The 25,284-nt window shown below is 65.1% G+C and carries 26 protein-coding genes and 1 pseudogene; 13 read left to right on the top strand and 14 right to left on the bottom strand.

The genetic code is table 11. The features are described from left to right. Positions 1-494: 494 nt before the first annotated feature. A complete protein-coding gene (rpmB, locus tag ACVWZ4_RS13725; RefSeq protein ID WP_456740597.1) occupies positions 495-800 on the top strand; it encodes a 50S ribosomal protein L28 in 306 nt (101 codons plus the stop codon). Positions 801-1,397: 597 nt separating this feature from the next. Here the strand turns inward: rpmB and ACVWZ4_RS13720 are convergent. The 4 genes and pseudogenes from ACVWZ4_RS13720 to ACVWZ4_RS13705 form a co-directional block, all read right to left on the bottom strand. Beyond that, a pseudogene (locus ACVWZ4_RS13720) lies at positions 1,398-1,515 on the bottom strand (GNAT family N-acetyltransferase); the annotation flags it as partial. A gap of 3 nt (positions 1,516-1,518) precedes the next feature. After that, the gene (locus tag ACVWZ4_RS13715) at positions 1,519-1,797 is read right to left on the bottom strand and encodes a DUF1488 domain-containing protein (protein WP_456700131.1); all 279 of its coding nucleotides are present in this window, start codon (positions 1,795-1,797) and stop codon (positions 1,519-1,521) included. A 210-nt stretch (positions 1,798-2,007) separates the two neighbouring features. Next, positions 2,008-2,304 (bottom strand): hypothetical protein, encoded by a 297-nt coding sequence (locus ACVWZ4_RS13710; RefSeq protein WP_456740596.1) that lies wholly within the window; start codon positions 2,302-2,304, stop codon positions 2,008-2,010. Next, complete coding sequence (locus ACVWZ4_RS13705; protein ID WP_456740595.1) at positions 2,297-2,563, bottom strand: hypothetical protein; 267 nt, start codon at positions 2,561-2,563, stop codon at positions 2,297-2,299. Before ACVWZ4_RS13705 ends, ACVWZ4_RS13710 begins: the two co-directional genes overlap by 8 nt. A gap of 275 nt (positions 2,564-2,838) precedes the next feature. Between ACVWZ4_RS13705 and ACVWZ4_RS13700 the strand changes: the two genes are divergently transcribed. From ACVWZ4_RS13700 to ftsZ, 3 genes are all read left to right on the top strand, one after another. Next, positions 2,839-2,973 carry a hypothetical protein gene (locus ACVWZ4_RS13700; protein WP_456700134.1) on the top strand — a complete coding sequence of 45 codons (135 nt, stop codon included), beginning with the start codon at positions 2,839-2,841 and terminating at the stop codon, positions 2,971-2,973. Between the two features lie 224 nt (positions 2,974-3,197). Then, a complete protein-coding gene (locus ACVWZ4_RS13695; protein ID WP_456740594.1) occupies positions 3,198-3,710 on the top strand; it encodes a hypothetical protein in 513 nt (170 codons plus the stop codon). A 47-nt stretch (positions 3,711-3,757) separates the two neighbouring features. After that, positions 3,758-5,014: a cell division protein FtsZ gene (ftsZ, locus tag ACVWZ4_RS13690; protein WP_456740593.1), complete on the top strand. Its 1,257-nt coding sequence runs from the start codon at positions 3,758-3,760 to the stop codon at positions 5,012-5,014. Between the two features lie 296 nt (positions 5,015-5,310). On the opposite strand, the gene ACVWZ4_RS13685 is transcribed toward ftsZ, so the two are convergent. After that, complete coding sequence (locus tag ACVWZ4_RS13685) at positions 5,311-6,114, bottom strand: hypothetical protein (protein ID WP_456740592.1); 804 nt, start codon at positions 6,112-6,114, stop codon at positions 5,311-5,313. Between the two features lie 44 nt (positions 6,115-6,158). Between ACVWZ4_RS13685 and ACVWZ4_RS13680 the strand changes: the two genes are divergently transcribed. Both ACVWZ4_RS13680 and ACVWZ4_RS13675 read left to right on the top strand, forming a co-directional pair. After that, a complete protein-coding gene (locus tag ACVWZ4_RS13680) occupies positions 6,159-7,481 on the top strand; it encodes a DUF2235 domain-containing protein (protein ID WP_456763391.1) in 1,323 nt (440 codons plus the stop codon). A gap of 208 nt (positions 7,482-7,689) precedes the next feature. Then, positions 7,690-7,935: a PilZ domain-containing protein gene (locus tag ACVWZ4_RS13675; protein ID WP_164987974.1), complete on the top strand. Its 246-nt coding sequence runs from the start codon at positions 7,690-7,692 to the stop codon at positions 7,933-7,935. Positions 7,936-8,037: 102 nt separating this feature from the next. On the opposite strand, the gene ACVWZ4_RS13670 is transcribed toward ACVWZ4_RS13675, so the two are convergent. The 5 genes from ACVWZ4_RS13670 to cobS all read right to left on the bottom strand — a co-directional run bounded on the left by ACVWZ4_RS13670 (position 8,038) and on the right by cobS (position 14,029). After that, positions 8,038-8,445: a hypothetical protein gene (locus ACVWZ4_RS13670; RefSeq protein ID WP_456700139.1), complete on the bottom strand. Its 408-nt coding sequence runs from the start codon at positions 8,443-8,445 to the stop codon at positions 8,038-8,040. 125 nt (positions 8,446-8,570) lie between these two features. Further along, a complete protein-coding gene (locus ACVWZ4_RS13665) occupies positions 8,571-9,683 on the bottom strand; it encodes an NADH:flavin oxidoreductase/NADH oxidase (protein WP_456740590.1) in 1,113 nt (370 codons plus the stop codon). 211 nt (positions 9,684-9,894) lie between these two features. Next, positions 9,895-10,986: an esterase-like activity of phytase family protein gene (locus ACVWZ4_RS13660; protein ID WP_456740589.1), complete on the bottom strand. Its 1,092-nt coding sequence runs from the start codon at positions 10,984-10,986 to the stop codon at positions 9,895-9,897. Further along, entirely contained in the window at positions 10,983-12,887 is a 1,905-nt protein-coding gene (gene cobT / locus ACVWZ4_RS13655; RefSeq protein ID WP_456700142.1) for a cobaltochelatase subunit CobT, read from the bottom strand. The genes ACVWZ4_RS13660 and cobT overlap by 4 nt, the downstream gene beginning before the upstream one ends. Positions 12,888-13,030: 143 nt before the next feature. Then, the gene (cobS, locus tag ACVWZ4_RS13650) at positions 13,031-14,029 is read right to left on the bottom strand and encodes a cobaltochelatase subunit CobS (RefSeq protein ID WP_456736989.1); all 999 of its coding nucleotides are present in this window, start codon (positions 14,027-14,029) and stop codon (positions 13,031-13,033) included. Between the two features lie 298 nt (positions 14,030-14,327). Here cobS and ACVWZ4_RS13645 point away from each other — a divergent pair, with 298 nt between their 5' ends. The 5 genes from ACVWZ4_RS13645 (at position 14,328) to ACVWZ4_RS13625 (ending at position 18,703) form a co-directional block, all read left to right on the top strand. Next, positions 14,328-14,987 (top strand): DedA family protein, encoded by a 660-nt coding sequence (locus ACVWZ4_RS13645; protein WP_456700144.1) that lies wholly within the window; start codon positions 14,328-14,330, stop codon positions 14,985-14,987. A gap of 343 nt (positions 14,988-15,330) precedes the next feature. Then, entirely contained in the window at positions 15,331-16,272 is a 942-nt protein-coding gene (locus ACVWZ4_RS13640; RefSeq protein WP_456740588.1) for an ABC transporter substrate-binding protein, read from the top strand. Positions 16,273-16,337: 65 nt separating this feature from the next. Next, a complete protein-coding gene (locus ACVWZ4_RS13635; RefSeq protein WP_456700146.1) occupies positions 16,338-17,048 on the top strand; it encodes an ABC transporter permease in 711 nt (236 codons plus the stop codon). After that, positions 17,036-17,914 (top strand): ABC transporter ATP-binding protein, encoded by an 879-nt coding sequence (locus ACVWZ4_RS13630; RefSeq protein WP_456736987.1) that lies wholly within the window; start codon positions 17,036-17,038, stop codon positions 17,912-17,914. Before ACVWZ4_RS13635 ends, ACVWZ4_RS13630 begins: the two co-directional genes overlap by 13 nt. 63 nt (positions 17,915-17,977) lie before the next feature. Then, positions 17,978-18,703, top strand: a complete 726-nt coding sequence (locus ACVWZ4_RS13625) for a Crp/Fnr family transcriptional regulator (protein WP_456700148.1) — start codon at positions 17,978-17,980, stop codon at positions 18,701-18,703. 97 nt (positions 18,704-18,800) lie between these two features. Here ACVWZ4_RS13625 and atzF read toward each other — a convergent pair whose 3' ends face one another. Next, on the bottom strand, positions 18,801-20,186 hold the full coding sequence (atzF, locus tag ACVWZ4_RS13620; RefSeq protein ID WP_456740586.1) for an allophanate hydrolase: 1,386 nt from the start codon (positions 20,184-20,186) through the stop codon (positions 18,801-18,803). Positions 20,187-20,298: 112 nt separating this feature from the next. Further along, positions 20,299-21,516: a citrate/2-methylcitrate synthase gene (locus tag ACVWZ4_RS13615; protein WP_456740585.1), complete on the bottom strand. Its 1,218-nt coding sequence runs from the start codon at positions 21,514-21,516 to the stop codon at positions 20,299-20,301. Between the two features lie 78 nt (positions 21,517-21,594). Here ACVWZ4_RS13615 and ACVWZ4_RS13610 point away from each other — a divergent pair, with 78 nt between their 5' ends. Beyond that, positions 21,595-22,689: a citrate synthase/methylcitrate synthase gene (locus ACVWZ4_RS13610; RefSeq protein ID WP_456700151.1), complete on the top strand. Its 1,095-nt coding sequence runs from the start codon at positions 21,595-21,597 to the stop codon at positions 22,687-22,689. A 183-nt stretch (positions 22,690-22,872) separates the two neighbouring features. On the opposite strand, the gene ACVWZ4_RS13605 is transcribed toward ACVWZ4_RS13610, so the two are convergent. Further along, positions 22,873-23,505 (bottom strand): J domain-containing protein, encoded by a 633-nt coding sequence (locus ACVWZ4_RS13605; protein WP_456700152.1) that lies wholly within the window; start codon positions 23,503-23,505, stop codon positions 22,873-22,875. A gap of 159 nt (positions 23,506-23,664) precedes the next feature. Between ACVWZ4_RS13605 and ACVWZ4_RS13600 the strand changes: the two genes are divergently transcribed. Further along, positions 23,665-23,940, top strand: a complete 276-nt coding sequence (locus tag ACVWZ4_RS13600; protein ID WP_456705106.1) for a BolA family protein — start codon at positions 23,665-23,667, stop codon at positions 23,938-23,940. A gap of 16 nt (positions 23,941-23,956) precedes the next feature. Here the strand turns inward: ACVWZ4_RS13600 and ACVWZ4_RS13595 are convergent, their stop codons facing one another. Further along, positions 23,957-25,261 (bottom strand): HlyC/CorC family transporter, encoded by a 1,305-nt coding sequence (locus ACVWZ4_RS13595; RefSeq protein WP_456736982.1) that lies wholly within the window; start codon positions 25,259-25,261, stop codon positions 23,957-23,959. Positions 25,262-25,284: the final 23 nt, after the last annotated feature.

The raw sequence follows: 25,284 nt of genomic DNA, 5'->3' as shown, positions 1-25,284 counted from the left end.
TGTTGTTACTTAAGCCTGTTGCGGCGCCAAGCAATGCATCCAGAAGCCACAGGCCGGGAACTCACCGGACTCTTTCGGAGGAGATTGCGCCCTTTATGTGATGGTAAGGCACTTTAAACATTGCCGTTTTGGTGATTGGAGGGGGTGCGTCAGGCGGGCGCACCTCGCCCACCCATTCCGCTGTCATACCCCGCGAAAGCGGGGTGTCCAGTACGCCGCGGCGGATCTGGTGAAAGCGAGCTCTCAAACGCCGGCCTCTGGGATACTGGATCGCCCGCCTGCGCGGGCGATGACACCTGTCATGCGGCCTGAGATCCCGGGTTCGCGCGCCCGCGCGCCCCGAGATGACGGGCCAAAAACGGCCCGTCACCTTGACGTCCCGCCCCTTCCCCCCTATACGTCCGCCCGCTCCCTGCAAGGACGAAAGAATTAGCCCCCGTGGCGCCCCTGATGGCGGCCGCAATCGTTGGGGGATCGAACGAAGGATTTCTAGCATGTCTCGCCGCTGCGAACTGACGGCCAAGGGCCCCCTCGTCGGCCACAAGGTCAGCCACTCCAACATCAAGACCAAGCGCCGCTTCCTGCCGAACCTGGTCAACGTGACCTTCATCTCGGAAGCGCTGGGCCGCAACGTGCGCCTGCGCGTTTCCACCAACGCGGTGAAGAGCGTCGACCACAATGGCGGCCTCGATGCCTACCTGCTCAAGGCCAACACCGCGGCCCTCTCGCCGCGCGCCGTCGAACTGAAGCGCGCCATCGAAAAGAAGGTCGGCGACGCGCCGGTCAAGAAGGCCAGCTAAGAGATTTTGAATTTGGGCGGGGGCTAGGTTGCGTCGCGTGGCGTAGGCTTGGCCGAGTAGAGTTGAGTGGCGGCCGGATCGAAAGATCCGGCCGTTTTTGTTTTGTGGGCTCGGGCAATCTTCGTCCAAAGTGGCGCTACGACAAGTTGTGCTATGGAGATACTCTCGCGACCAATAACAATCGCACAATTCGCTTGGGGGAGAAGTGGCGACGGTCAAAACCAAATCGATATCCATCGAGAGCCTTCCACCTCCCACTCCTTGGCCTAAGGCAAACGCTCGTCTGCTCGGACTAGGCGTCGGTCTTCCTGTCGACCCACTGGATCGCCTAGCGCAGTTTAGCCCAGATGAGTTTGAGCGTTTCACCCTCGAGTGAAGGACGAGTCGAGTTTGATGAGGCAACCTACGACATCGTTGTTGATGGTCAGTCTCGACAGTCGCACGGCAAAGGCTTTCGAGCAGTTCTTCATTCAGCATTCGTGGTCGGGCTATTAAGGTGCTGCAGGAACAACAACCGTCCTCATCTTGGCACAATAATCATCGACTCCCCTCTTGCTAGCTACAAGAAGGGGAACGTTGGGGATGGACGCCATGCGGATGGGGGTCCGGATGGTGGGCATTGAAGAACTCGACGATGCTGAAGCCGCACTTGTTTGACGGAGAAGCGAATATTCCGCTTCTCGAAGTACGGCGTGTGGGTTTGCCAGACTCGCGAAGCCTACCCCCGAAAATCAATGCTCCGCAACACGATCCCCGGCGGCGTGCCTTCGAACTCGGTCGCGCGGTACTTGCTCGCGGCGCGGGCTTCGATGCGGTCGCGAAGGCGGGTGAACTGGGCTTCGCGCTCGTGAGGGCGGGTCTGCGGGCCGCGTTCGAGATCGTCCATGGCGGAGGTCGAGATCGCGCAGGGGATTTCCTTCGCGCCGTCCTGCATCGAGAACTGGACGATGCCGCGGTCCTGTTCATGGCCGATGAAACGGCCGCTGGTGAGGGGCATGGGATACCTCCTTTACGACTCCAAGGTCGTACCGGCCTTGGTTCGCAATTGCGCACGGGCGCAGGGAGCCACTGGCCGGTCGGCTTCATTCAAGCACGGCTGCGGCACGCGCAGCTACAACAACTCACTGCGGTGACTATGGGTCCGATCTGCGCTTCGCTGGTCCGGGACCACAGCACCTGGGTAACGACAGCTAGGTCGCGGCGGGCCTCAGCCTTCTTCGCCTAATCTCGAAAAATCGTCGAGCAGCGCGGCCACCAGCGCGCGGTGGCGGGTGTCTTCGGGCGGGAGGCTCGCGGCGTAGAGGTTGAGGAGATAGCGCGCCTTCACGGCGGCTTCGGGCCAGGAGGCGGCGGGCACCGTCAGCATGCGGCTTTCGAGATCGGCCTCGCGCTCGCGCAGCTCACGGACATTGTTCTCGACCTCCGCCAGCACGCGGCGCAAATCGGTGGCCTTCTGCGCGGCCATGCCGCGATGCTTGTCGAGATCGACGGGTTGATCAGTCATGGGCGACGCTCGCGTCGGCGGCTATCGCATCCGCAAGGTCGACAGAGCCGATCGACAAAAGCTCGGTGGCGCCGCGCAGGCCTTCGACCGGAACGGTGATCATGGTGGCGATGCGGCGCCAGACCTCGAACGACAGGCCGTCGATCGTCTCCTCGTCGGTGACGACATCATAGGCGCCCGCCGGCAATTCGCGCGCGATGCCGCGGAGGTGAAACGGATGCTTGAATGTCACGGTTTCATGCCGCGAGCGGATGGTCATGCGCGCCTGCCTTTTCGCAAGTGGGCCCCAACCGACGCCGACTGTAGCGAGCATGCGCCCGTTGCGCGGCAATAGCCAGCACTATCGTCACCGCCGCTCTGCGCGGCGAGGCCGCAAACGTGCGCGGCGTTTTAGGCCTCGCTATTGCGGTGACGCGGGCGTAGGCTCGCTTGCATCATCGCATCTCCCGCCACGGCACCGACCGTCTGCACGCCGTGCGGGCGTGCAGAGCGATCCGGCGAACCGGATGAGCTCAACCATCAGAGGAGGGCGACATGGCCAAGGGACAGCAACGCAGCAATCGCGAAGCCAAGAAGCCGAAAAAGGACAAAGCCAAGGTGATCGCCGCGGCGCCGAGCCGCAAGGACGCGGCCTGGCAGCCGGAAATCGGCCAGGGGAAGAAGAAGTAGGGATCGGAAGTGCGCTTACCCTCCCCTGGAGGGGACCTGGAGGGGGAGGGTAAGAAAGGCAACCGTCTCCTCTCACCCGGAGGCGCATCACGTGGCGACGCCACCCGTAAACAGTCCCCCTCGCCCGTTAACCCTGCATTAACCAACGCAGCCTAGCCTGCTGCAATCGTCCAGCCATCATTAGCCCGAAATGCCCTTCCCGGTTCGCTCCAGGAGAAGCGCCGATGTCTGTTGCGTTGTTGACGTATGCCGATCTGGGTGCCCGCCTCGAGATCTCGCGCGAGGCGGCGCGGTCGTTGGCGCGACGGCGCCGTCTGCCGCGCTCGCGGTCGGCTGACGGCAAGGCCCTGGTGACCGTCGATTTCTCCGAGCTGCGCTACACGCCCCGCCCGCGAACGGGCCGCCGGGCGGACCCCATCGCTGTCTCCATGGCAAGGATCGACGCCATCAAGACCGCGGCCTTCAAGGCGGAGATCGCGCGGCTCCAGGACGTCGCAACCGCCTACAGGCAGGTGTTCGAGCGCGAGCGTGATCGCGCCGAGCGCCTCGCTGTCGAGCTGCAGCAGGCGACCGCCGAGGCGACGGCCGCCAATGCGTGGGCGGCACGGCTGGAAGACGACATGGCGGCGCTGCGGACCGATCGCCGCCCGGGCGGCTTGCTCGCGGGATTCGCGGCGCGTCGCCTGGGACATCTGGCCGCTGCCATCGTGCAGGCAGACCGCGCGGCGCGCGGGTAACACTCTTTGTTCAATCCCCGGCTTGCCGGACCAATCGCGAGGAAAAAATGGCTGGGAATACCGACATCCATGAAATGAAAGCCCGCATCGTCGTGTTCGGCGTCGGCGGCGCCGGCGGCAATGCCGTGAACAACATGATCACGGCCGGGCTCGAGGGCGTCGAGTTCGTCGTCGCCAACACCGACGCACAGGCGCTGGCGATGTCGAAGGCGCGGCGACTGATCCAGCTCGGCACCAAGGTGACCGCGGGCCTCGGCGCCGGCTCGCAGCCGGAACTGGGACGCGCCGCGGCCGAAGAGGCGATCGATGCGATCCGCGAGCAATTGGCCGGCGCGCACATGGTGTTCGTGACGGCCGGGATGGGCGGCGGCACCGGCACCGGGGCGGCACCCGTCGTCGCCAGGACCGCGCGCGAGCTCGGCATTCTCACCATCGGCGTGGTCACCAAGCCGTTCTACTTCGAGGGCCAACGCCGGATGCGCTTTGCCGAAGCCGGCATCGAGGAGCTGCTGAAGACGGTCGACACCCTCCTGATCATCCCGAACCAGAACCTGTTCCGGGTGGCCAGCGAGAAGACCACATTCGCCGATGCCTTCGCCCTGGCCGACCAGGTGCTCTACTCGGGCGTCGCCTGCATCAGCGACCTCATCGTCAAGGAAGGCCTGATCAATCTCGATTTCGCCGACGTCCTCTCCGTCATGAAGGAGAAGGGCAAGGCCATGATGGGACGGGGCGAGGCCTCCGGCGAGAAGCGCGTGCTGGCCGCCGCCGTCGCGGCGATCTCCAATCCGCTGATCGAGAATCCCTCGATCAAGCGCGCCAGCGGCCTCATCATCTCCATCACCGGCGGCAGGGATCTCATGCTGTACGAGGTCGACGAAGCCGCCACCCGCATTCGCGACGAGGCCGACCCGGACGCCAACATCATCGTCGGCGCGTCCTTCGACGAAAGCCTGGAGGGCATCGTCCGCGTCTCGGTGGTGGCGACCGGGATCGACAATCTCGACCCGGCGCAGGCGCTGCCGGTGGAAACCGCCCTCACCCAGCTCGCCGGAAAGCTGCGCAATGACGGCCGGCGCATCGCCGATCGCATCGAGCGCAGCGCACCGCTTCCGCAAGTGGGCAGCCCGCCGCTCCGCCCGCAGCCGCACCACCCCGTGGGGCCTCCGGCCCGGTTGGGTCCGGACCATGCGCGCCACGCGGCGATTCAGCCGCTCGACCCCTACGGCCGCGCGCCCGTACGCAATGCGCCCGACGAGACCGTTCTCGATATCCCGGCCTTCCTGCGCCGCGCCGCCAACTGAGCGGCGGCGAGCCGGGGTCGCCCAATGCCGGCACCAACGCTTGCGACGCGACAACGCGCTGAGACCAGCCTTGTTCTCGTCACGCATGCGGTGGGCTCCCGCTCCCGCTTGCGGGAGAGGGTTGGGGAGAGCGTGGCTCCGCAATGGGACCCTCCCAATGTGGAGAGAGCCCCCGCCCGGCGCTTCGCGCCGACCTCCCCCGCAAGCGGGAGAGGTTGAGCGAGCCCGCGGCCCGATCGGTCCAACCAAAAGCTATTCTGCACCAGAAGTCCGCGCGCCTGGAGCGCGCGGCTGCTTCACGCGGCCGTGCTGCGCGGGCTCTCCGCGACGTCCTTCTTGTCCGGCTCCTTGTCGCGCGACAGCCAGGCCGGAAAGCGAAGCAGGCGTTCGTTGGGGTCTTTCGGCAGCTCGATCGGCGGCGCTTCGACGGCCGAACTCGGCAAGTCCAGCGCCGCCTGCCCCGAGCGCACCGCATCCGCGCGCTGATCCAGCTCGCGCAACAGGGGATCGAGCACGCTGTCGATCTCGGTCGCCACCGATACCAGGAAACTGTTGAGCTCGCGCGCTTCGGGCACCACGGCCGTGGCCTGCTCGATCGCCTTGGAGAGACCGTCGACGACGGGCGCAAACGCGCCGGCGGCTTGCTTGATTCGCGTCTTGATGACTTCGATCTCGGCCAGGACGCGCTCACGCTCCCGCCTTTTCTTCTCCTCGCCGAGGCGCGCTTCGATTTCGGCGATCTGGGCCGCCAGGGTCGTGGCTTCGGATGCGAGCGCATCGCGCCTGCCGCGCGCGCGATCGAGATCGCGGCTGAGATGGTCCACTAAGTCGTCCTTTCCGAACATGGCTTTGCTCCCTAGGGCAGGCGTCTTGCCCTGTAGGACGGCCTTGGCGCGAACCGCCAGCCTCGCCACCAACCGGATGGCCGGATCGGCCGAAACAGGCATCAACTTCAGTCGCGTCACATGAGCCGACATGGTGATCCCCCCATCGTCAACATTAGGCGACCGCATGGTTAACAGGGGGTTAACATCAACAGACGATGCGGCGATGGGACTGCATCCCGGCGGCGTCGCCTTCGTCTCCTCGCTCGCCCCCATTTCCGCTATACTCGCCCCGGTAGCATCACCCGGAGGCGCATCCCATGGAGCACGCAGCCAGACCCGAACCGAAAAACCTCGTCATCTGCTGTGACGGCACCGGCAACGAGATCTCGGAGAACATCTCCAACGTCCTGAAGCTCTATCGCTGCCTGCGCAAGACCGAGAGGACGCATCCGCGGCAGATGGTGTTTTACGATCCGGGGGTCGGCACGGTGACGGAGCCGTCGACCTGGAACAGGTGGAAGTCCAACATCAAGACGGTGCTGGGGCTCGCCACCGGCTACGGGCTCGACGACAACGTGCTCTCGGCCTATGGCTTCCTGGTCGAGCATTATGCGCCCGGCGACAAGATCTTCCTGTTCGGGTTTTCGCGCGGCGCCTACACGGTGCGCGTGCTGGCGGGGCTGATCCACAAGGTCGGGCTGATCTCGCCGGAGCAGGCGAACCTCGCAGGCTCGGGCCTCATCGCCTACAAGCAATATTCCGGGCTCGGGCGCGGCAACGACATCGAGGACCTCAAGGACATCGCGGTCGACGAGCAGGGGCCGCTGCCGAAGGACGCATTCGACCTCGCCGCGCAGTTCGCGCGCATCACCTCGACGCGCTGGCCGACCATCCATTTCATCGGCGTCTGGGACACGGTGGCGAGCGTGATCGTGCCGCGGCGCGACGTGTTCTTCCTGGTGTTCAGCCTGGAGGAGCTCGCCTTCACGCTGCGCAATCCCAGCGTCAACATCTTCCGCCAAGCGATCGCGATCGACGAGCGGCGCTGCATGTTCCGCCTGAAAGCGTACGAGGAGCCGCAGCAATTCTGGAGCCATCGCTACGTGCGAGACGAGAAGAAGGTGCCGCAGGACATTTTGCAGGTCTGGTTCGCCGGCGTGCATTGCGACGTCGGCGGCGGCTATCCGGAAGCCGAGAGCGCGGAATCGAAATATCCGCTGCTGTGGATGATCGAGGAGGCTGCGAAGGCGGGCCTGAACTTCAACCCGCGCACCGTGAACCAGCTGGCCTGGGGCATCCAGCGCAAGGCCTCGCCGTTCAGCTATGTCGCGCCCGCGTACACCGGTAGAGCCGGCAAGCTGCACGATTCCATGAGCGCGGCCTGGCGCGTGCTGGAGTATCTGCCGAAGAGCGCGACATACAAGGAGTGGCCGGAGCGCAAGGTCTTTGCAGGGTTCTACATCCCCGACAGCGAACCGCGCTTCATCCCCGAAGGCGCGCATGTGCATGAGAGCGTGCTGAAGCGCATGGCGGTCGAGCCCGGGTATCGGCCGGTGAATTTGCCGCGGGAGTACGTGACGGTGCCGATGCCGGTGGCGCCGGGCGTGGATCTGACCGCGGGCGGGGAGGTTGTGAGCTAAAGTAGAGCCACCCTTCCCTGGAGGGTGGGCATCCCGCTACCGCCGCTTTCTCCGATCATCGCTACTTTTCATTAAAATTCTCCGCCGCGCCTTAGGCTGATCGCAGAAATTGCTCCGCCATCATTGGAACCCTGCCACCGCGCCTTGCTTTGGCATGATCGAAAAACTTTTTCGGATCATGCCGCCGCGGACTTGGAGGAGAGTGCCAATGCATCCGCGTCGACATGCCCGTGTCAAACCCGCCGGCCTGGTGTCCCGCCAGGCCAAGATCATCACCGACCCGCGCGCGCCCGTGATCGTCTGCACGCTGATCGACTATTCGCCGGGCGGGGCCTGCGTCGATCTCGGCGGCCAGGTGAAGATTCCCGATCGGTTCGAGCTGCTGCACGTGAACACCAAAAAGCGCTGCCGCATCGCCTGGAAGCGCGGCACGCGGGTGGGCGTGGTGTTTTGAGAGTGATCATTCGCAAGCCTCGCTCCGTGGGAGGCGCCCCCTCCCCCGCAAGCGGGAGAGATTAAAGGAGCCCGCGGCACGACTGTTCTCTAGCAACTGTTCTTAGGCCCGCATCCTTGCCTTCGCGCCCGCGACGATCTGCATCGCCACGCCGGCGATCCAGGCGATCAGCACCAGCAGGGTCAGCGCGTCGTGCGGCTCGAGGCGGAGCACGATGACGGCGACGGAGGCAAGTGACGCCAGCGTGGCGCACAGCGTGCCGGCGGAGCTCAGGAATTCCGCGGCATCGATCTGGCTGTGCGCGTCATCGAAGGGCAGTTGCGGCGTGTCGATGCCGAGATAGAAGCCGACGACGCCGAGCAGCATCATCAACAGCAGAAAGCCCTGCGTGGTGAGCGAGGTGAAGGCCGATCCGACATAGGCGCCGACGAACAGCCCGCACGCGGCACCGGCCATCGCGAGGCCCAATCGCTCGAACACGTGGGCGGTCTTGCGAACACGAAACCGCATGGCGGACCTCCGTGATGCCCCTGACATCGGGAGGTTAGGCCCATTTTGCGACCGGTGGAAGGCGAGGAGAGTTACGGATACGTGAGGACTCCGTGACTTCGCCCGTTGTCACGGGGTGACGAAAATCACCGCGCCCCGAACGTCGTCTTGCCAAACAGCGCCTTCTGCGTCGCAGGCTGCGAGCGCCAGTATTGCGGCGGGGCTTCGACTTCGCCGCCGACTTCCGCAGCGGCGTGCCAGCCCCAGCGGGGATCGTAGAGCATGCCGCGGGCGAGTGCGATCATGTCGGCCTTCCCGGAGGCGATGATCTCCTCGGCCTGCCTGGCTTCCGTGATCAGGCCGACCGCGATGGTGGGCAGCCCGGTCTCACGCTTGATCGCTTCTGCGAACTGCACCTGATAGCCGGGGCCGAGCGTGATCTTCTGCAGCGGCGAGACGCCGCCGGAGGAGGCATCGATCCAGTCGACGCCGCGCGCCTTCAACGCTCTGGCAAACTCGATGGTCTGCGCCAGGTCCCAGCCGCCCTCGACCCAATCGGTCGACGACACCCGCATACCGACAGGCTTGTCGTGCGGGAACACCGCGCGCACCGCGTCGTAGATCTCGAGCGGGAAGCGCATGCGGTTTTCAAGTGACCCGCCATAGTCGTCGGTGCGCTTGTTGGAGATCGGCGACAGGAATTGATGCAGCAGGTAGCCGTGCGCGCCGTGCAGCTCGATGGCGTCGATGCCGATGCGCTCCGCGCGTTTCGCCGCCTCGACAAAGGCCTCGCGGATGCGCGTCAGACCGGCCGCATCGAGCGCGACCGGCGCCGCCTCGCCTTCCTTGTGCGGGATCGCCGACGGCGCCACCGTCTGCCAGCCGCCTTGCTGCTCGGCGATCAGCTGGCCGCCGTCCCAGGGCCGCGCACTCGACGCCTTGCGGCCGGCATGGGCGAGCTGCATCCCGATCGCGGTGGAGGAATGCTTGCGCACTGAGGAGAGGATCTGCTTCAGCGCGGCCTCCGAGGCGTCGCTGTAGAGGCCCAGGCAGCCCGGCGTGATGCGGCCGATCGCCTCGACATGGGTCGCCTCGATGCAGAACATCGCCGCGCCCGACAGCGCGAGATTGTTGATGTGGGTGAAATGCCAATCGGTGGGAACGCCGTCTTCGGCCGAATACTGGCACATCGGCGACACCACGACGCGGTTCTTCAGCGTCAGGCCGCGCAGCTGGATCGGGGAAAACAGGGCGCTCATGCAGAATCCGGGACGGGAGGAATGGAAGCGATTGCATGAAGTTTAGTGGCGCACGCGCGAATTGCGAGCTGCGCGGGCGGCATGGCAGCCGTGACGCCATGCATGCGGGTGTGGTGTGATGTCGCCCCCTACGGATGAATGGGTCGCAGGACGGCGCGTGGCGTTCAAGCCGATCGCCGGCTCGCGGGTGTGAACGCGGGTTCGCGTGCGCTCACTCCACCAGCGTGAACTGCAACAGCAGCGTCCGCTGCAGCATCGAGAAATTATCGTCCGACACCATGGTCAGAACGGTCTCGCCGTCGGGCGTGACGTGGAAGTCGATGCCCTCCATGTTGTCGATCTCGTGGCCGAGATCGGCCTCGAACACGACGGGGCCGTCGACCAATGCGCCCGGCGCGATCGCCTTCAGCGGTAACGAGCGGATGCGGATGTTGATGCCGGTGAACCAGGAGAATTTGCGCTCGAGGATGAGCAGCTCGCCCGATGGCAGCAGCACGGCATCGCTGATGAACTGCTTGTCGGAGCGCCTGATGCTGAACTGGCCGGGCGATGGACCGCCGAGCAGGAAGCCGATCAGATTGCCGTCGGCGTCGAAGCCGCCTTCGGACATCGCGATCAGCGTGCCCGCGAGCGGCTGGCCTTTCATGTCCCGGGGTACGAACACCAGCGCCTCGAGCCCCTTGTTGTAGGGCAGCTTGCGGATCGCCTGTGGCGTCGGCAGCACCTCGCCGCGGGCGCGCGTGCCACCCTTGGCAAAGTCGAAACGCATGATCTGGTTGACGCGTTCGAGCCCGACATAGACGAGCGAGCCGTCACGCGCGAGCGACTCGGTATCGTACCAGAGCCGCTTCTCCGTGATCGGACGCCCCTCGCCGTTCAGCATCGGCGCAGCCTCGACGTCGTCGAGCCCGGCCATCTTGCCGCCGGAATAGCGGATGGCGCCCGTGAACCAGGTGCCCTGATCCGACAGTGAGAGGAAGCGCTCGCCTTTGTCGTCGAGGAAGCGAAGAGCAGAGAGGCCGCCGAAGCCGCGATGCGGCGAGGTCAGCACCAGACCGCTACGATAAGCCAGCTGCCCGAAGCGCGTGCGCGCACGGTCGCGCGGCTCGAAATCGGGAATCGGCCGCGCGTTGACCTCGATGCCGACAGGCGCGGTGACCGCGTGCTCGGGCTGCGCCGGCCTTTGGTCCGGCTGAGCCTGCTTGGCCGTCGACTGCGCCTGCGCGAGCCGCGACAGAGCGAGAGTGGAAAATCCCGCCGCCGCGTGGCCGAGAAAGAAGCGGCGGGATGAGTGCGTGCTCACGAATGCAATTTGCGTCGCGGGCGACCGGCCGGCTGTGAGGGCGCCGTGTTGGTTTCGCTGAAGAGTTCAGCGAGCTTCTCGGTGATGGCGCCGCCGAGCTCTTCGGCGTCCACGATCGTCACGGCGCGGCGGTAGTAGCGCGTCACGTCGTGGCCGATGCCGATCGCGATCAGCTCGACCGGCGAGCGGGTCTCGATCTCCTCGATGATGTGGCGCAGATGCCGCTCGAGATAGTTGCCGGGGTTGACCGACAGCGTGGAATCGTCGACCGGCGCGCCGTCCGAGATCATCATCAGGATCTTGCGCTGCTCGGGCCGGCCGAGCAGGCGCTTGTGCGCCCAGTCGAGCGCCTCGCCGTCGATGTTCTCCTTCAGCAGGCCCTCGCGCATCATCAAGCCGAGGTTTTTCCGCGCACGGCGCCAGGGCGCGTCGGCGGACTTGTAGATGATGTGACGGAGATCGTTGAGACGGCCGGGATTGGCCGGCTTGCCGGCGGCGAGCCACGCCTCACGCGACTGCCCGCCCTTCCAGGCGCGCGTCGTGAAGCCCAGGATCTCGACCTTGACGCCGCAACGCTCCAGCGTGCGCGCGAGAATGTCGGCGCAGGTGGCGGCAACCGTGATCGGGCGGCCGCGCATCGAGCCGGAATTGTCGAGCAGCAGCGTGACGACAGTGTCGCGGAACGTCGCCTCCTTCTCGTGCATGAAGGACAGCGGGTGATAGGGATCGGTCACCACGCGCGAAAGCCGCGCGGGGTCGAGGATGCCCTCTTCGAGATCGAACTCCCAGGCGCGATTCTGCTGCGCCATCAACCGGCGCTGCAGCCGGTTGGCGAGGCGCGCGACGATGCCCTGCAGATGCGCGAGCTGCTTGTCGAGATAGGCGCGCAGGCGCTCCAGCTCGTCATGGTCGCAGAGATCTTCGGCGGCGATGACCTCGTCGAATTTCGGCGCGAAGGCGTGGTATTCCGGCCCGCGCGGCTCGTTCCTGCCGTGCGAATTCGGACGTGTCGCCTCGCCCGGCGTCTCGTCGTCGCCGAGCTCGCCGTCGTCGAAGCTATCAGACGTCGAGGCCTGCGCGCTTTCCATCGCGCTGTCGCTCATCTCCTCGGATGAGGCCTGCGCCTGGTCCGCGCTCATCTCCTGCGCGGCGTCGGAATCGGGCGATCCCTCCGCGCCGGACTGATCGTTGTCGCCGTCCTGGTTCTCGTCGTTGTCGTCATTGTCCTCGCTGTCGGCGCTGCGCTCGTCGCCGAGCTCGAGCGCGGTCAGGAGATCATGCACGGCATCGCTGAACTTGGTCTGGTCCTCGACCACGCGGTCGAGCCGGTCGAGCCGCTTGCCGATCTTGTCTTCGAGGATGGGCCGCCAGAGATCGACCATCTTCCGCGCGGCGGCGGGCGGCGCCAGGCCCGTGAGGCGCTCGCGCACCAGCATCGCCAGTGCGTCCGCCAGCGGCGCGTCGGCGCGGTCGGTGATCTCGTCGAACTTGCCGCGATGGAAGTGGTCGTCGAGCATCGCGGTGAGGTTTTTCGCGACGCCAGCCATGCGGCGCGCGCCGATCGCCTCGACGCGGGCCTGCTCGACCGCCTCGAACACGCCACGTGCCTGCGGATTGCCCGGCATCAGCTTGCGATGCAGCTTGGCGTCGTGGCAGGCGAGCTTGAGCGCGATGGAATCGGCGTGGCCGCGCACGATCGCCGCATCGCGTTTTGTCATCTTTCGCGCGGGTTCGGGCAATCGCGCCTTGCCGGGCGCAAGACCCGGGCGCTCGGCCGCGAAGCTCACGTCGAGCTCGGGCGTCTTCGCGATGGCCTTCAGACAGGACGCCACCGAGCGCTTGAACGGCTCGGTCGGGGCTTCCTTGGTGTTACGGAATTTGGAATTGGAGGGCGTGCTCATCTCGATCTCACCGTCGTCCCGGCGAAAGCCCGGATCCATAACCACCGGCGGTCATGACTTCAGAGAAATTGGCCACGTCGCTTCAATCGAGACATCACGCGGCATGGGCCCCGGCTTTCGCCGGGACGACATACCGAGAGAGATCAGCTGAGCGCCACGTTGACTGCGGATTCCGGCAGCTCCGCGTTGAAGCAGCGCTGGTAGAACTCGGCGACCAGGGGCCGCTCGAGCTCGTCGCACTTGTTGAGGAAGGTGACGCGGAACGCGAAGCCGATATCGCCGAAGATGTCGGCATTCTCGGCCCAGGTGATCACCGTGCGCGGGCTCATCACCGTCGACAGGTCGCCGTTGGCGAAGGCGTTACGGGTGAGATCGGCGAGGCGCACCATCTTGTTGACGATGTCCTTGCCTTCCTGGGTGCGATAGTGCTTGGCCTTGGCCAGCACGATCTCCACTTCCTCGTCGTGGCTGAGATAGTTGAGCGTGGTGACGATCGACCAGCGGTCCATCTGGCCCTGGTTGATCTGCTGGGTGCCGTGGTAGAGGCCCGAAGTATCGCCGAGGCCGACCGTGTTGGCGGTCGAGAACATGCGGAACGCCGGATGCGGCTTGATCACCTTGTTCTGGTCGAGCAGCGTCAGGCGTCCCGAGACCTCCAGCACGCGCTGGATCACGAACATCACGTCCGGGCGGCCGGCGTCGTATTCGTCGAACACCAGCGCGACGTTGTTCTGGAGTGCCCAGGGCAGGATGCCGTCGCGGAATTCGGTGACCTGCTTGCCGTCGCGGACCACGATGGAGTCCTTGCCGACGAGGTCGATACGGCTGATGTGGCTGTCGAGATTGACGCGCACGCAGGGCCAGTTCAGGCGGGCGGCGACCTGCTCGATATGGGTGGATTTTCCGGTGCCGTGATAGCCGGTGACCATCACGCGGCGATTGCGGGCGAAGCCGGCGAGAATGGCAAGCGTGGTGGCGCGGTCGAAACGGTAGTCGGAATCGACTTCAGGCACATGAGGATCGACTTCGGAATAGGCCGGCACTTCGAGATCGCTGTCGATCCCGAACACCTGGCGCACCGACACCTTCATGTCGGGCATACCGGAAACTTCCTCAACTTTGGACATTGCGGCGGTCGTCATCAATCCTCCGAGGCCCCGGGCGGTCCCGAGACCAGTTATTTGCACAAGGCTGCGGCTGGGTGCGGCTGCGAACCTACCAGAGACAACGTGCCGGCAGAAGCCCGCGGCCCAATCAAAGTTCCGTTGTCTTTTCATTTAGATAGGCAAGGAACGCGATTTTTGGAAGGCTGCCCTGCAAATCGCGCCCAAATTTCGGCCCGGATAGGCACGCCCGGCCCGGGCGAATGGCACTTTCACCACCGCTCCTTACTTGTGTAAGGGTCTGAACCCGAATGCTCCAGCCCGCTACAGAGACGACGTGACGTCCTTCCTTGATCCCCTCATTTCCTTCGTTTCGGTCCATGCGTGGCTCGCCTACCTGACCCTGTTCCTGGCGGCCCTGCTCGAAGCGGTGCCAGTGGTGGGATCGGTGATCCCCGGCTCGACCATCATCCTGGCGCTGAGCGCATTGGTTCCCGGCGGGGACCTGAAGCTGCAATGGGTGCTGCTCGCAGCCGCCACCGGCGCCGTGCTGGGCGACGGCTCGGCCTATTGGCTCGGACACCGGCAGCAGCGCAAGATCCTCAACACCTGGCCGCTGGCCAATCATCCGCGCGTGATCCAGGAGAGCGAGACCTTTTTCCACCGCTTCGGCGCCTGGGCCGTATTCTTCGCCCGCTTCGTGCCGCCCATTCGCGCCTTCGTGCCGATCACGGCGGGTGCGCTCGACATGCCGCCGGCAAAGTTCTATGCGGTCAACATCCCCGCGATCCTGGTCTGGGCGCCGGTTCATGTGCTGCCGGGCGTGCTGGCAGTCTCGGCCTTCCACGACTATTTCGGCGTGCCGCACCAGGGGCATCTGGGCAAGCATCTCTGGATTCTGACCGTCGTAGCGGTGGCGATCGTACTGGGCGTGGCGGTCTGGATTTATCGCCGTCGGCAGAACGGCGTCGTCGCCGAGGCGAAGCCGCGGGCCTGATGGCGCAACGCCGGCCGTCGAGTCGCGTCCACCACGTTGCGTCTCTCGAGCACGATGGCGGGATCGCCGGCGTTGGATGAGGGCCGCAAGCACACAGCACAACAGGCGGGCAAACAGAGCTCTCTGTTGCCTAAACTGTGATCCGCCACGGCTCCGCAATGCGCAAATGTTCGTCAGCGAGGCGCGTTGTCGATTAATTGCTTCCCGGCGCATCGGCTTCGGATGACCCTCTCCCGATCACAGGCTGGCCATTGCGGTCGCCGAGATGACCGAAGGTGGTTGAATGCGCTCGAAACCAGCTGTTCGCAGGGTCTTGTTTGCGATCTCTGCCTGTGCGGTCATCTTGAATCCTGCTTCCCAAGCCACAGCCGAAGAGGTTCTGAAGGCACGGCTTGCGCAGAACCTGGGCCCGATCTCGGGCCTCGCGATTGTCGCCAAGGCGAACGGCCTGTTCGGCAAGCAGGGGCTCGACATCTCGGTCGCGAATTTCACCAGCGGAAAGCAGTGCCTGGACACGGTGATCGGCGGAGGCGCCGATATCGCGACCACGGCCGAAGCTCCGGTCACGGCGGCCGCGATGGCGCAGCAGCCGATCGCCTTCGTCGCCGGCATGGAGTACTCGGATCTGAAGACGATGACGGCCGCGTCCGCCGCAATCAGGACGAAAGAGGATTTGCGCGGCAAGCGCATCGGCTTCACGGCGGGAACCGGTAGCGAGGTCTACACCTCGGTTCTGCTGAAGGCGGCGGGATTGACGGCCAAGGACGTCATGCTTGTCAATCTTCGCCCCCAGGAGATGCTTCCCGCTCTGGCGGCCGGGAGCATTGAAGCCTTCGACACCTGGGAGCCGCACGTCGCGAATGCAAAGAAGGCGCTCGGTGAGGGTGCCGTCCTGCTCGATACGAAGGGAATCTACTCCGAAACCTTCAACATCGTCGTGACACGATCCTATCTGGAGGCAAACCCGGCAGTGTTGAGCAAATTCCTGGCTGCGCTCATTGAAGCGGAAGGCTGGGTCAAAGCCCATCCGGACGAAGCGATCGACATCGTTGCCGCGGCGACCGGCATGAAGCGCGATGAGCTTGCGCCGATCTGGTCGGATTACGTCTATCACGTGCGCCTCGACGACAAGCTGCTGGAGACTCTGAAAACGCATGCTGCCTGGCGGCTCGAAACCGGCAATCACCCGCCGGGAGCGGCGATGCCCGATTTCTCGAAGATCATTGCGGCGGCACCGCTGAAGGCGCTTGATCCCGCACGTGTGACGCTTTCGGTCGATCCATGAGCACCGGAGGGAGCAGCCGCACGACCTCGGCCGAACGTCTGAGCGTGCTTGTCGGCGCGCTCTCCGTGCCGGCCTTCGTCGGCGTATGGGAGTTGATCGCTCGGTCGCGGATCGTCAACGCGGTGCTGTTTCCACCGCCTTCCACGGTCGCGGTCGCCGTCCTTGATTGGATCCACAGCGGCCAGTTTTTGGGCGACCTCTCTGCGAGCTTGTTCCGTGTCACCGCAGGTTTCCTGATCGGGACGGCGGGCGGGATCATGCTCGGCGTCCTGACGGGCCGGTTCAGGCTGGTCTCGAGCCTGCTCTCCCCGTTGTTTCACATCCTCCGCCCAATCCCACCGATCGCCTTTGTGCCCATCGTGATCCTGTGGTTCGGGTTGTCCGAGGCCGGCAAGCTCTTTCTCGTCGTCTGGGGTGTGTTCTTCACCGTATGGCTCGCGACCCATATCGGCGTTCAGAAGGTCGATCGCGGGCTCGTTCGCGCCGCGCAGATGCTCGGCACGCCACGCCGGCAAATGCTCACGGAGATCATCCTGCTGGGCGCGCTTCCCTATATCGTCGTCGGCCTGCGCACCGCCGTCAGCATCTCCTTTTACACGCTCGTGGCCGCCGAGCTGGCGGGCGCGTTTGCCGGCATCGTCTACCGAATCGAGATTGCGCAACAGAACATGCAGACCGGGCAGGTCATGGGAGGGCTGGCGGCGCTCGGATTGCTCTCCTTCATCGCCGATCGTTCCTTCGCGGCCATTGCCGAGCGGGCCGTATGGTGGCGCTGATGCAGACCCCGCTTCGCCCGACCTCACCGCTGCGGCTCGTCGATGCTCCGCCGCAGCCTTCATCGGCCGCGCAGGAAGCGATCATCCGGGTCGACGATCTGAGTATCGTGTTCGATGTGCCGCGCGGCGAGGTCGTTGCGGTGGACCGGGTGTCCCTGGCCGTGCTGCCGGGTGAATTCGTCTCCCTGGTTGGTCCGTCGGGCTGCGGCAAGTCTACGCTCTTGAATGCGATGGCTGGCCTCGAACGGCCGTTCGAGGGCGAGGTCAAGGTCGCCGGCGAGCCGATGGTGGCGCCTCGACCTGAAATCGGGATGGTGTTCCAGCAGCCGCACCTGTTCCCCTGGAAATCGGTGCGCCGTAACATCGCTCACGGACCGCGCGCGCTCGGCAAGTCGAAAACGGAGGCGCTGCGGATCGCCGACGACCTGATCGACATGATCGGGCTGACGAGATTCGCGAACGCCTATCCGCATACGCTTTCAGGCGGCATGCAGCAGCGGGTGGCGATTGCTCGTGCCCTTGCAAACCAGCCGCGTGTGCTGCTCATGGACGAGCCGTTCGGTGCCCTGGACGCGCAGACCCGGGCTGTGATGCAGGATAATCTCCTCGAACTTCGCGACCGGATCCACGCCACGATCGTTTTCGTCACACATGACATCGACGAAGCCATTCTCCTGTCTGATCGCGTGCTGATCATGAGCGCCGGGCCGGGCCGCATCCTGCGGGATCTGTCCGTGGCCCTGCCAAGGCCGCGCTCCAGCGCTATTCTGACCGACGCTGCCTATCTCGCCCTCAAACGGGATTGCCTTGACCTGATCCGGACCGAAGGCCGCAAGGCGTTCGAGCAAATGGAAGCGGCGACCTGAACCGCCCGCAGCGGCTGGCATAGCTCTTGAATGGATCTGCTCCAGCAACGAGGGAGCGGGCAGATGTCAGCGGCAACTCTCAGGACCACGGCCGGGATCATGCTGGCGGAGTCGGATGCTCTGGTCAGGTCGCTGCCAGGCCTCCTCGATCCCCTTGATGAGGCTGACCGGCGCCGGGTGCTGGCCATCGGTCGCCACGAGGTTCGGGAAGCCGGCAAGCATATCTGGCGCCAGGGCGACACCCAGAACGGCATCTACCTGATCGAATCCGGCCGGATCCGCAGCTATTACGCAGCACCCTCCGGGCGTGAGGTGACGCTGGCCTACTGGTTCGGCGGCAATTTCGTCGGCGGGCCGGATCTCTTCGGAGCCGGCGCGCATATGTGGTCGTCGGTTGCCGTCGAGCGCAGCCTGCTGCTGTTTCTGCCTGGCCCCGCTCTGCGCGAGCTTGCACTTCAGTCGGCGACCATCGCGGTTGCGCTGCTGGATGCACTGGCCTTCAAGGCGAGATGTTACTCGGCCATGGCGCAAATGCTCGGCACACGATCGGTGACCGAGCGGTTGCAGCGCCTGCTGATCTTTCTGTCGAATATCTACGGCTCGCAGCACGGCCGCGAGATCGTGCTCGGCATTCCTTTCACCCACGGCGATCTCGCCAACCTGATTGGCGCGACGCGGCAGTGGGTGACGGTGCAGCTATCTCGCATGCAGGCGCGAGGCATCATCCGCTACGACAGAAGCCTGATCGTCATTCTGAATTTGCGCGCGCTCGACCTCGAAATCGTCTAAAGCGCGATGAGATTAGGATGAATCGTCATCGCACTTTGGGTCATTGTTTGAGCATGATCTTTTCGGAAAACCGCTGCACGCTTTTCCGGATCATGCTTTAGCCCGCGGCACGCGAATAGACATTCAGACCGAACAAGGCGGCGCCATCGTCGCGCTGCCATCGCGAGGCGAAGTCCAGGAGCGCGTGATCATGCCATGCGGGTGCCAGCAGGGTGACGCCCATCGGCATGCCGCCGGCGAGCGTCGCGTTGGGAAGCGACACCGCACACAGATCCAGGAGATTGACGGCGTAGGAGTAGTGTCCCAGACACGTATTGAGCGTGATGGGATCTTCCAGCATCTCCGCGATGGTGAAAGGACGCGGCGCAGTCGGCACGATGAGGACGTCGATCTGCTCGAAGAGCCCCCGGACCTGCCGCCGCAACTGCAGGAGTCGATGTTGCGCAGCGAACGCATCAGCCGCTGTAAACTCCGCCGCGCGCTGCAACACCTTGCGCGTCACCTCCAGCAGATGGCCGTGATCGACGTCGAAGAGCTTGCTGATCGCCGCGTAGCGTTCCGCGATCCACGGGCCCGAGAACAGCATTTCGCCGGCCTCGGCGAAGGGCCTGAAGTCGATCTCGCGGGCCTTGCCTCCCAGGCCCACCAGCCGCTCGCAAGCCTGCTCGTAAAGCCCATCGCACTCGGGCGACCCGAATGAATTGAGCTGAAAGGCGGAAATGCGTCCGAAGCGGAATTCGTCGGAGACGGCGGATGACGGCTCGCGCGCGTCACGGCTGTAGGGATCTTCCTCGTCGAAGCCCTCGATCAGTTCGAGCAACAATCTGCCCTCGGAGACCGAATTGCAGAAGATCGACGGACAATCGAGCGTCGGGCAGTTCGGAACGAGCCCGCGGGATGAGACAAGCCCGACGGTCGGCTTGATTCCGATGATGCCGTTGAAACCTGCCGGTACCCGGCCTGAGCCGCCGGTGTCGGTGCCGAGTGAGAAAGCAACGTGCCCGGCAGCCACGGCGACGGCCGAGCCCGAGCTCGACCCGCCGGAGATGTAGCCGTCATCAGCGATGCTGGGGCAGGTGCCGTGCGGTGATCGGGCGCCGGACAGCCCGGTTGCGAACTGATCCAGGTTTGTCTTGCCGATACAGATTGCGCCGGCCGCGACGAGGCGCTCGACGCACCGAGCCGATCGCTCTGCAACGTAGGCGAAGGAGGGACAGGCCGCCGTGGTCGGCATGCCCGCCACGTCGATGTTGTCCTTCACGCCGAACGGCACACCGAGCAGAGGCAGGAATTCACCCTGCGCGGCACGCCGTGCGAGAGACTGGGCCTCCGTCAGCACCTCTTCCTTCGGCCTGACATGGATCCAGCAATTGCGGTGCTGGTCGCGTTCGATCCGCGCGTATGCCGTCGCGATGGTCGAACTCAGTTCGGATATCGTGCGAACGGGACGGCTTCGGCGAGATAGAGCGGCGGCTTGCGACACAAATGGCTCCCTGGAAGATCGAAGGAGCCGCAAACTGCCCGGAGCTGGACGGGGCGGAAAGCAATTAAGCGCCTCGGGCTGCCGCCGTGGTCAGGACCGCAAGCGGGAGCGGTCAGGAGCTTCCCGCCCGTCTTCCCGGCGCAGGTCCCACATACCTTGCCCGCGGCCGGATCAGCTTGCCGAACTGCAATTGCTCGCTCGCATGCGCGATCCAGCCGACGCTGCGGGCCATGGCGAACAGGGCGAGTTCGCTGCCGACAGGCAGGCGCAGTGCGTGCACGAGCACGGCGAGCACATAATCGATGTTGACGAACTCTCCGGTCGCCTCCGCGATCCGCTCCGGCACCTCTTTCGTGAATTTGCGCGGTGCGCCGGCGCGCGCGAGCGCGTTCAACAGGGATTGCGCGCGGGGATCGCCGTGCTTGTAGACGCCGTGGCCAAAGCCCGGGAAGCGCTCACCGAGCGCAACGCGCTCGCGCACCATCGGCTCCGCATCGCGGTCGACCAGGGTCTTGACGAGCTGCGAGGCCAGCACGCCGGCGCCGCCGTGCTTCGGGCCTTTCAACGCGGCGAGACCGGCGATGACGGAGTCGTAGAGATTGAGGCCGGTCGACGCCGCGCAGCGCGCGGTGAAGGTCGAGGCGTTCAATTCGTGGTCGGCCAGCAGCACGAGAACGCGGCGGATCAAGTCCGGCGCATGTTTGTTGTCGGCCGCCCAGGTCCGCGCGATTTGCTGATGCAGCGGCTCCGATGACGGCTCGGAATTCAACATCGTGGCAACAAGCAGCCGGACGATGCGTCCGCCGACCATCGCGCGGCCATCAGGCGCGCGGGTGAAGGCTCGGGAATCGGCGCTGGTTGCCAGCGCGAGCACCGCGATGGCGCGATCGATCGGCGCGGCACGGCGCGCGGCGTCCGCGATGGCGCGCATCTCGTCGGAGATTTTCGGCTGATTTTCGGCAGCAAAGGGATCTACGTCGGAGACGTCCCAGAGCAGCGTTGCGGCGTGCTCCAGCGTGTCGTTCTCGGCGAGATCCACGCAGTTGACGCCCCGGTAGATGGCGCCCTCCTCCGTGATGGTCGATATCTCCGTGTCCATCACGGGCAGATCGGCGTCAAAGCTGCGCAGGCCGCGCGGCTCCGGCGACGGCACCCGCCGCTCCTTCAAGGCGCGGACGTCCTCGGCGCGATAGCGGTTCCTGCGCGAATCCGGCGTCGGCTCGGAGCGGATCAGGCCGCGACTGACATAGGCGTAGAGCGTGGCCGGCGAGATCGCGAGTTCGGCAGCCGCTTCCCGGGCGGAGAGATAGAGGCCATCAAAATTTTTCATATTGATTGATGTAATCAAGATTGATCAATCTGTCGAGTGGTCCAATTCTCCTTTGGTGCAGCGCAAGGGAGATTTGCCATGAACATCCACCTCACGAAAAGCCAGATCGGGCTGGACGGCGTTCCCGCAGCCGAAACCGTGCTGAGCCATGTCGACGGCGAGCGCGGCGAACTGATCATTGCCGGCGACCATGTCGGCCGCCTCGCCGCTATCTCGAGTTTCGAGGGCGTCACCGCCCGGCTCTGGAATGGCGCGACCGGGAGCACGCTGAGCGAAGCCAATGTCCGGGCGAGCCTGGGGGCTGCGCGCGAGCGGGCCTTTGCGCGGCTCTCAGAGTTGCTGCCGGCGGCTCGGGGTATGGGCATCGTCGACGGATTTCGTGCGGCGGTCGCGGGCCTGCGCGCCGAGCACGGCCTCGCGCACGAAGCCACCATCGTCGGCGCATTTCCGGTGATCGCGGGCGCACTGGTCCGGCGCGCGAAAGGGCTCGATCCGGTCGCGCCAGATCCGACCGTGAGCCACGCGGCCGATACTCTGCGCATGCTGCATGGGCATGCGCCCGCTTCGGGCGAGGTCGCCGCGCTCGATGCTTATCTCGTCACCGCCAGCGACCACGGCATGAACGCCTCGACTTTCGCCACGCGGGTGGTCGCCTCGACACAGGCCGATCTGTTCGCCGCCGTCACCGCCGGTTATTGCGCGCTAACGGGACCGCTGCATGGCGGCGCGCCGGAGCCGGTGCTGGAAATGCTCGATGCGATCGGCTCGCGCGAGCGCATCCAGCCCTGGGTCGACGCGGCGCTGGCGCGCGGCGAGCGGATGATGGGTTTCGGCCACCGTGTCTATCGCGTCCGCGATCCGCGCGCCGACGTGCTCAAATCCGCGGTCGAGGCGCTCGCGTCCGCCGGCACCGATTTGCCGTTCGCCGGCGAGGTCGAGGCCTATATCCGCGCAGCGCTGCGCAAGAAGAATCCGGAACGGCCGCTGGAGACCAATGTCGAGTTCTTCACCGCGATCCTGCTCGACGCGCTGGCGATCCCGCGGCAGGCGTTCACGCCGATCTTCGCCGTCGCGCGCGCCGCCGGCTGGACCGCGCATGCGCGCGAGCAGCAGCGGACCGGGCGACTGATCCGGCCGAGCTCGTCCTATGTGGGCGCGATGCCGGAGGCGTGAGGAATTGCGACTTCCTCCCCCCTCTCCCCTTGTGGGAGAGGGTGGCTCGCCGCAAAGCGGCGAGACGGCTGAGGGTTCTCCCCGCGAGGACCCTCGTTCAAATGAATTTGCGGAAGCAACCCCTCATCCGGCGCTTCGCGCCAGCTGCTCCCGCAAGGGGAGAAGGAGGAGAACGGCGAGGCCCTACGCCTCCCGCACCACCGTCTTCAGATAATTATACGCCTTGATGATCTCGATCAGGCGGTCCTCGGTGGAGCGGTCGCCGCCGTTGGCGTCGGGATGGTGCTGCTTCACCAGGGCCTTGTACTTGGCCTTGACGTCGCCGAGCGTGGAATTCGGGCCGAGGCCCATGACCTGAAGCGCCTTGCGCTCCGCGTTCATGACCTTGCGCGTTTCGGCCTTGGGCTCGGCCTCCGGACCCTTCCGCCAGCTGGCGCGGCCGTTGATCTCACTGAACATGCTGAACGGATCGGACGCCATATCGATCTCGGCTTCCGCACCCTTCTTGCCGCCATTGGCGCCCATCTTCCAGGTTGGACGATGGCCGGTCAGCGCGTCCTTCTGATAGCGCGCGACGGCGTCGGCATTCATGCCTGAGAAGAAATTGTAGTTCTGGTTGTACTCGCGCACGTGGTCGAGGCAGAAGTGCCAGTATTCGCGCTGGTTATCACGACCCTTCGGCGCGCGATGCGCGCCCTTGTTCTGGCACCCGGTCCATTCGCAGGCCACCACGGTGTCGCGCGGCTTCACCTCGGGCTGCTTGCCCCGCGGCTTTACGCGGATGGAGTCGAAGAACTTTGATGGATCGATCGGCATGGCTGACTTTGACTACGCAACGCAAAAACCTTCAAGTCTTGACATTGCATTTAGCTACACACGCGGAGCCGAAGTTTCACTTCGGCATCCTCAAGTACGGCCGCCATAGGCGGCCTATGGGCAATTGACGGGCCGGATTCGCAAGCCTTAATGGCGCTCATGGTTATGAAAGACACTATCAGCAACAAGTTGCAGGAAGCTTTCACCCCCGAAAGCCTGCAGGTCGTCGACGAGTCACATTTGCATGAAGGCCATTCCGGCCATCGGCCGAGCGGCGAGACGCACTTCCGCGTTTATATCGTGTCTCAGGCCTTCAAAGGGAAGAGCCGGATCGACCGTCACCGCATGATAAATGCGGCGCTGGCGGCGGAACTTTCCGGCAGTGTGCATGCGCTGGCAATCCACGCGCAGGCGCCGGGGGAAGGCGGAACGTAAGCTCCGCCGCGCTGCGTCAAAACGACGTCCCTGCCCGTCTCGGCTTGGCTCCCTCCATTTCCGCCTCACGCGACACCGGTGAAATACGGAGCGCGGTGATGCGGTTGCGTTCCCGGCGGAGGACGCGGAAGCGGAAACCGTGGAAGGTAAAGCTCTGGCCGCGGTCGGGAATCGAGCGCGCTTCGTGAATGACAAGGCCGGCAACAGTGGTTGCCTCTTCGTCGGGCAGGCGCCAGTCCATGGCGCGGTTGAGGTCGCGGATCGGCACCGAGCCGTCGACCACGACGGAGCCGTCCGGCTGGGCGCGCACGCCGGCGACCACGACGTCATGCTCGTCGGAGATGTCACCGACGATCTCTTCCAGGATGTCTTCCAGCGTCACGAGACCTTCAACTTCGCCGTACTCGTCGACCACGAGCGCGAAATGCGTCTTGCGCCGGCGGAACGCCTTCAGCTGCTCGGAGACGGGGCGCATTTCCGGCACGAACCACGGCGGCAGCGCGATGGTCGAGGCGTCGATGCGCGACGTATCGCCGTCGGATGCCCGGATCGCGCGCAACAGATCCTTGGCATGAAGCACGCCGATGATGTTCTCCGGCTTCTCGCGCCAGAGCGGGATGCGGGTGTATTCGGTCGCCAGCACCTCGCGCACCAGCTCCTCCGCCGGCAGATCGGCGTTGATCATCATCATCTCGGTGCGATGGATCATGACGTCGGAGACCTGGAGCTCGCGCAGGTCGAGGAGGCCGCCGAGCATGTCGCGGTCCTGCTTCTCGACCTTGCCCTCATGATGCAGCAGGTCGACCGCGCCGCGCAGGCGCTCGGTCGGCGACAGGATCGCCTGGTGCTCGCCGGCGAGGCCGAACAGGCGCATCAACACGCGCACGATCACTTCCACCACGCGCAGCAGCGGCCCCAGCACATACATCGTCAGCCGCATCGGGCGTGCGACCGCCAGCGCCATCCGATCAGGCGCGTTGATGGCGATGGTCTTGGGCAGCACTTCGGCGAAGATCACGACCAGGGCCGTCATCACGCCGGTGGCATAGAGCACGCCGACATCGCCGAACCACGCCGTGAAGATGGAGGTGGCGAGCGCGGAGGCGGTGATATTGGCGATGTTGTTGCCGAGCAGCAGCGCACCGATCAGGCGCTCACGCATATCGAGCAGCTGCGAGACCACGTCGGCGTCGCGGTTACCCTGCTTGGAGAGCCGCAGCATACTGGCGCGCGAAGCACCGGTCAGCGCGGTCTCGCTCGCGGCGAAGAAGCCCGAGACCAGCAGGCAGATGATGACGATGGTGAAGCCGAGCCAGTCCATGCAGCACTCTACCGCGATTCAGC

The sequence above is a fragment of the Bradyrhizobium sp. USDA 4472 genome, from assembly GCF_054058595.1.
Note: the sequence above shows the minus strand (reverse complement) of the source record. Positions and strands in the feature narration are given on the sequence as shown.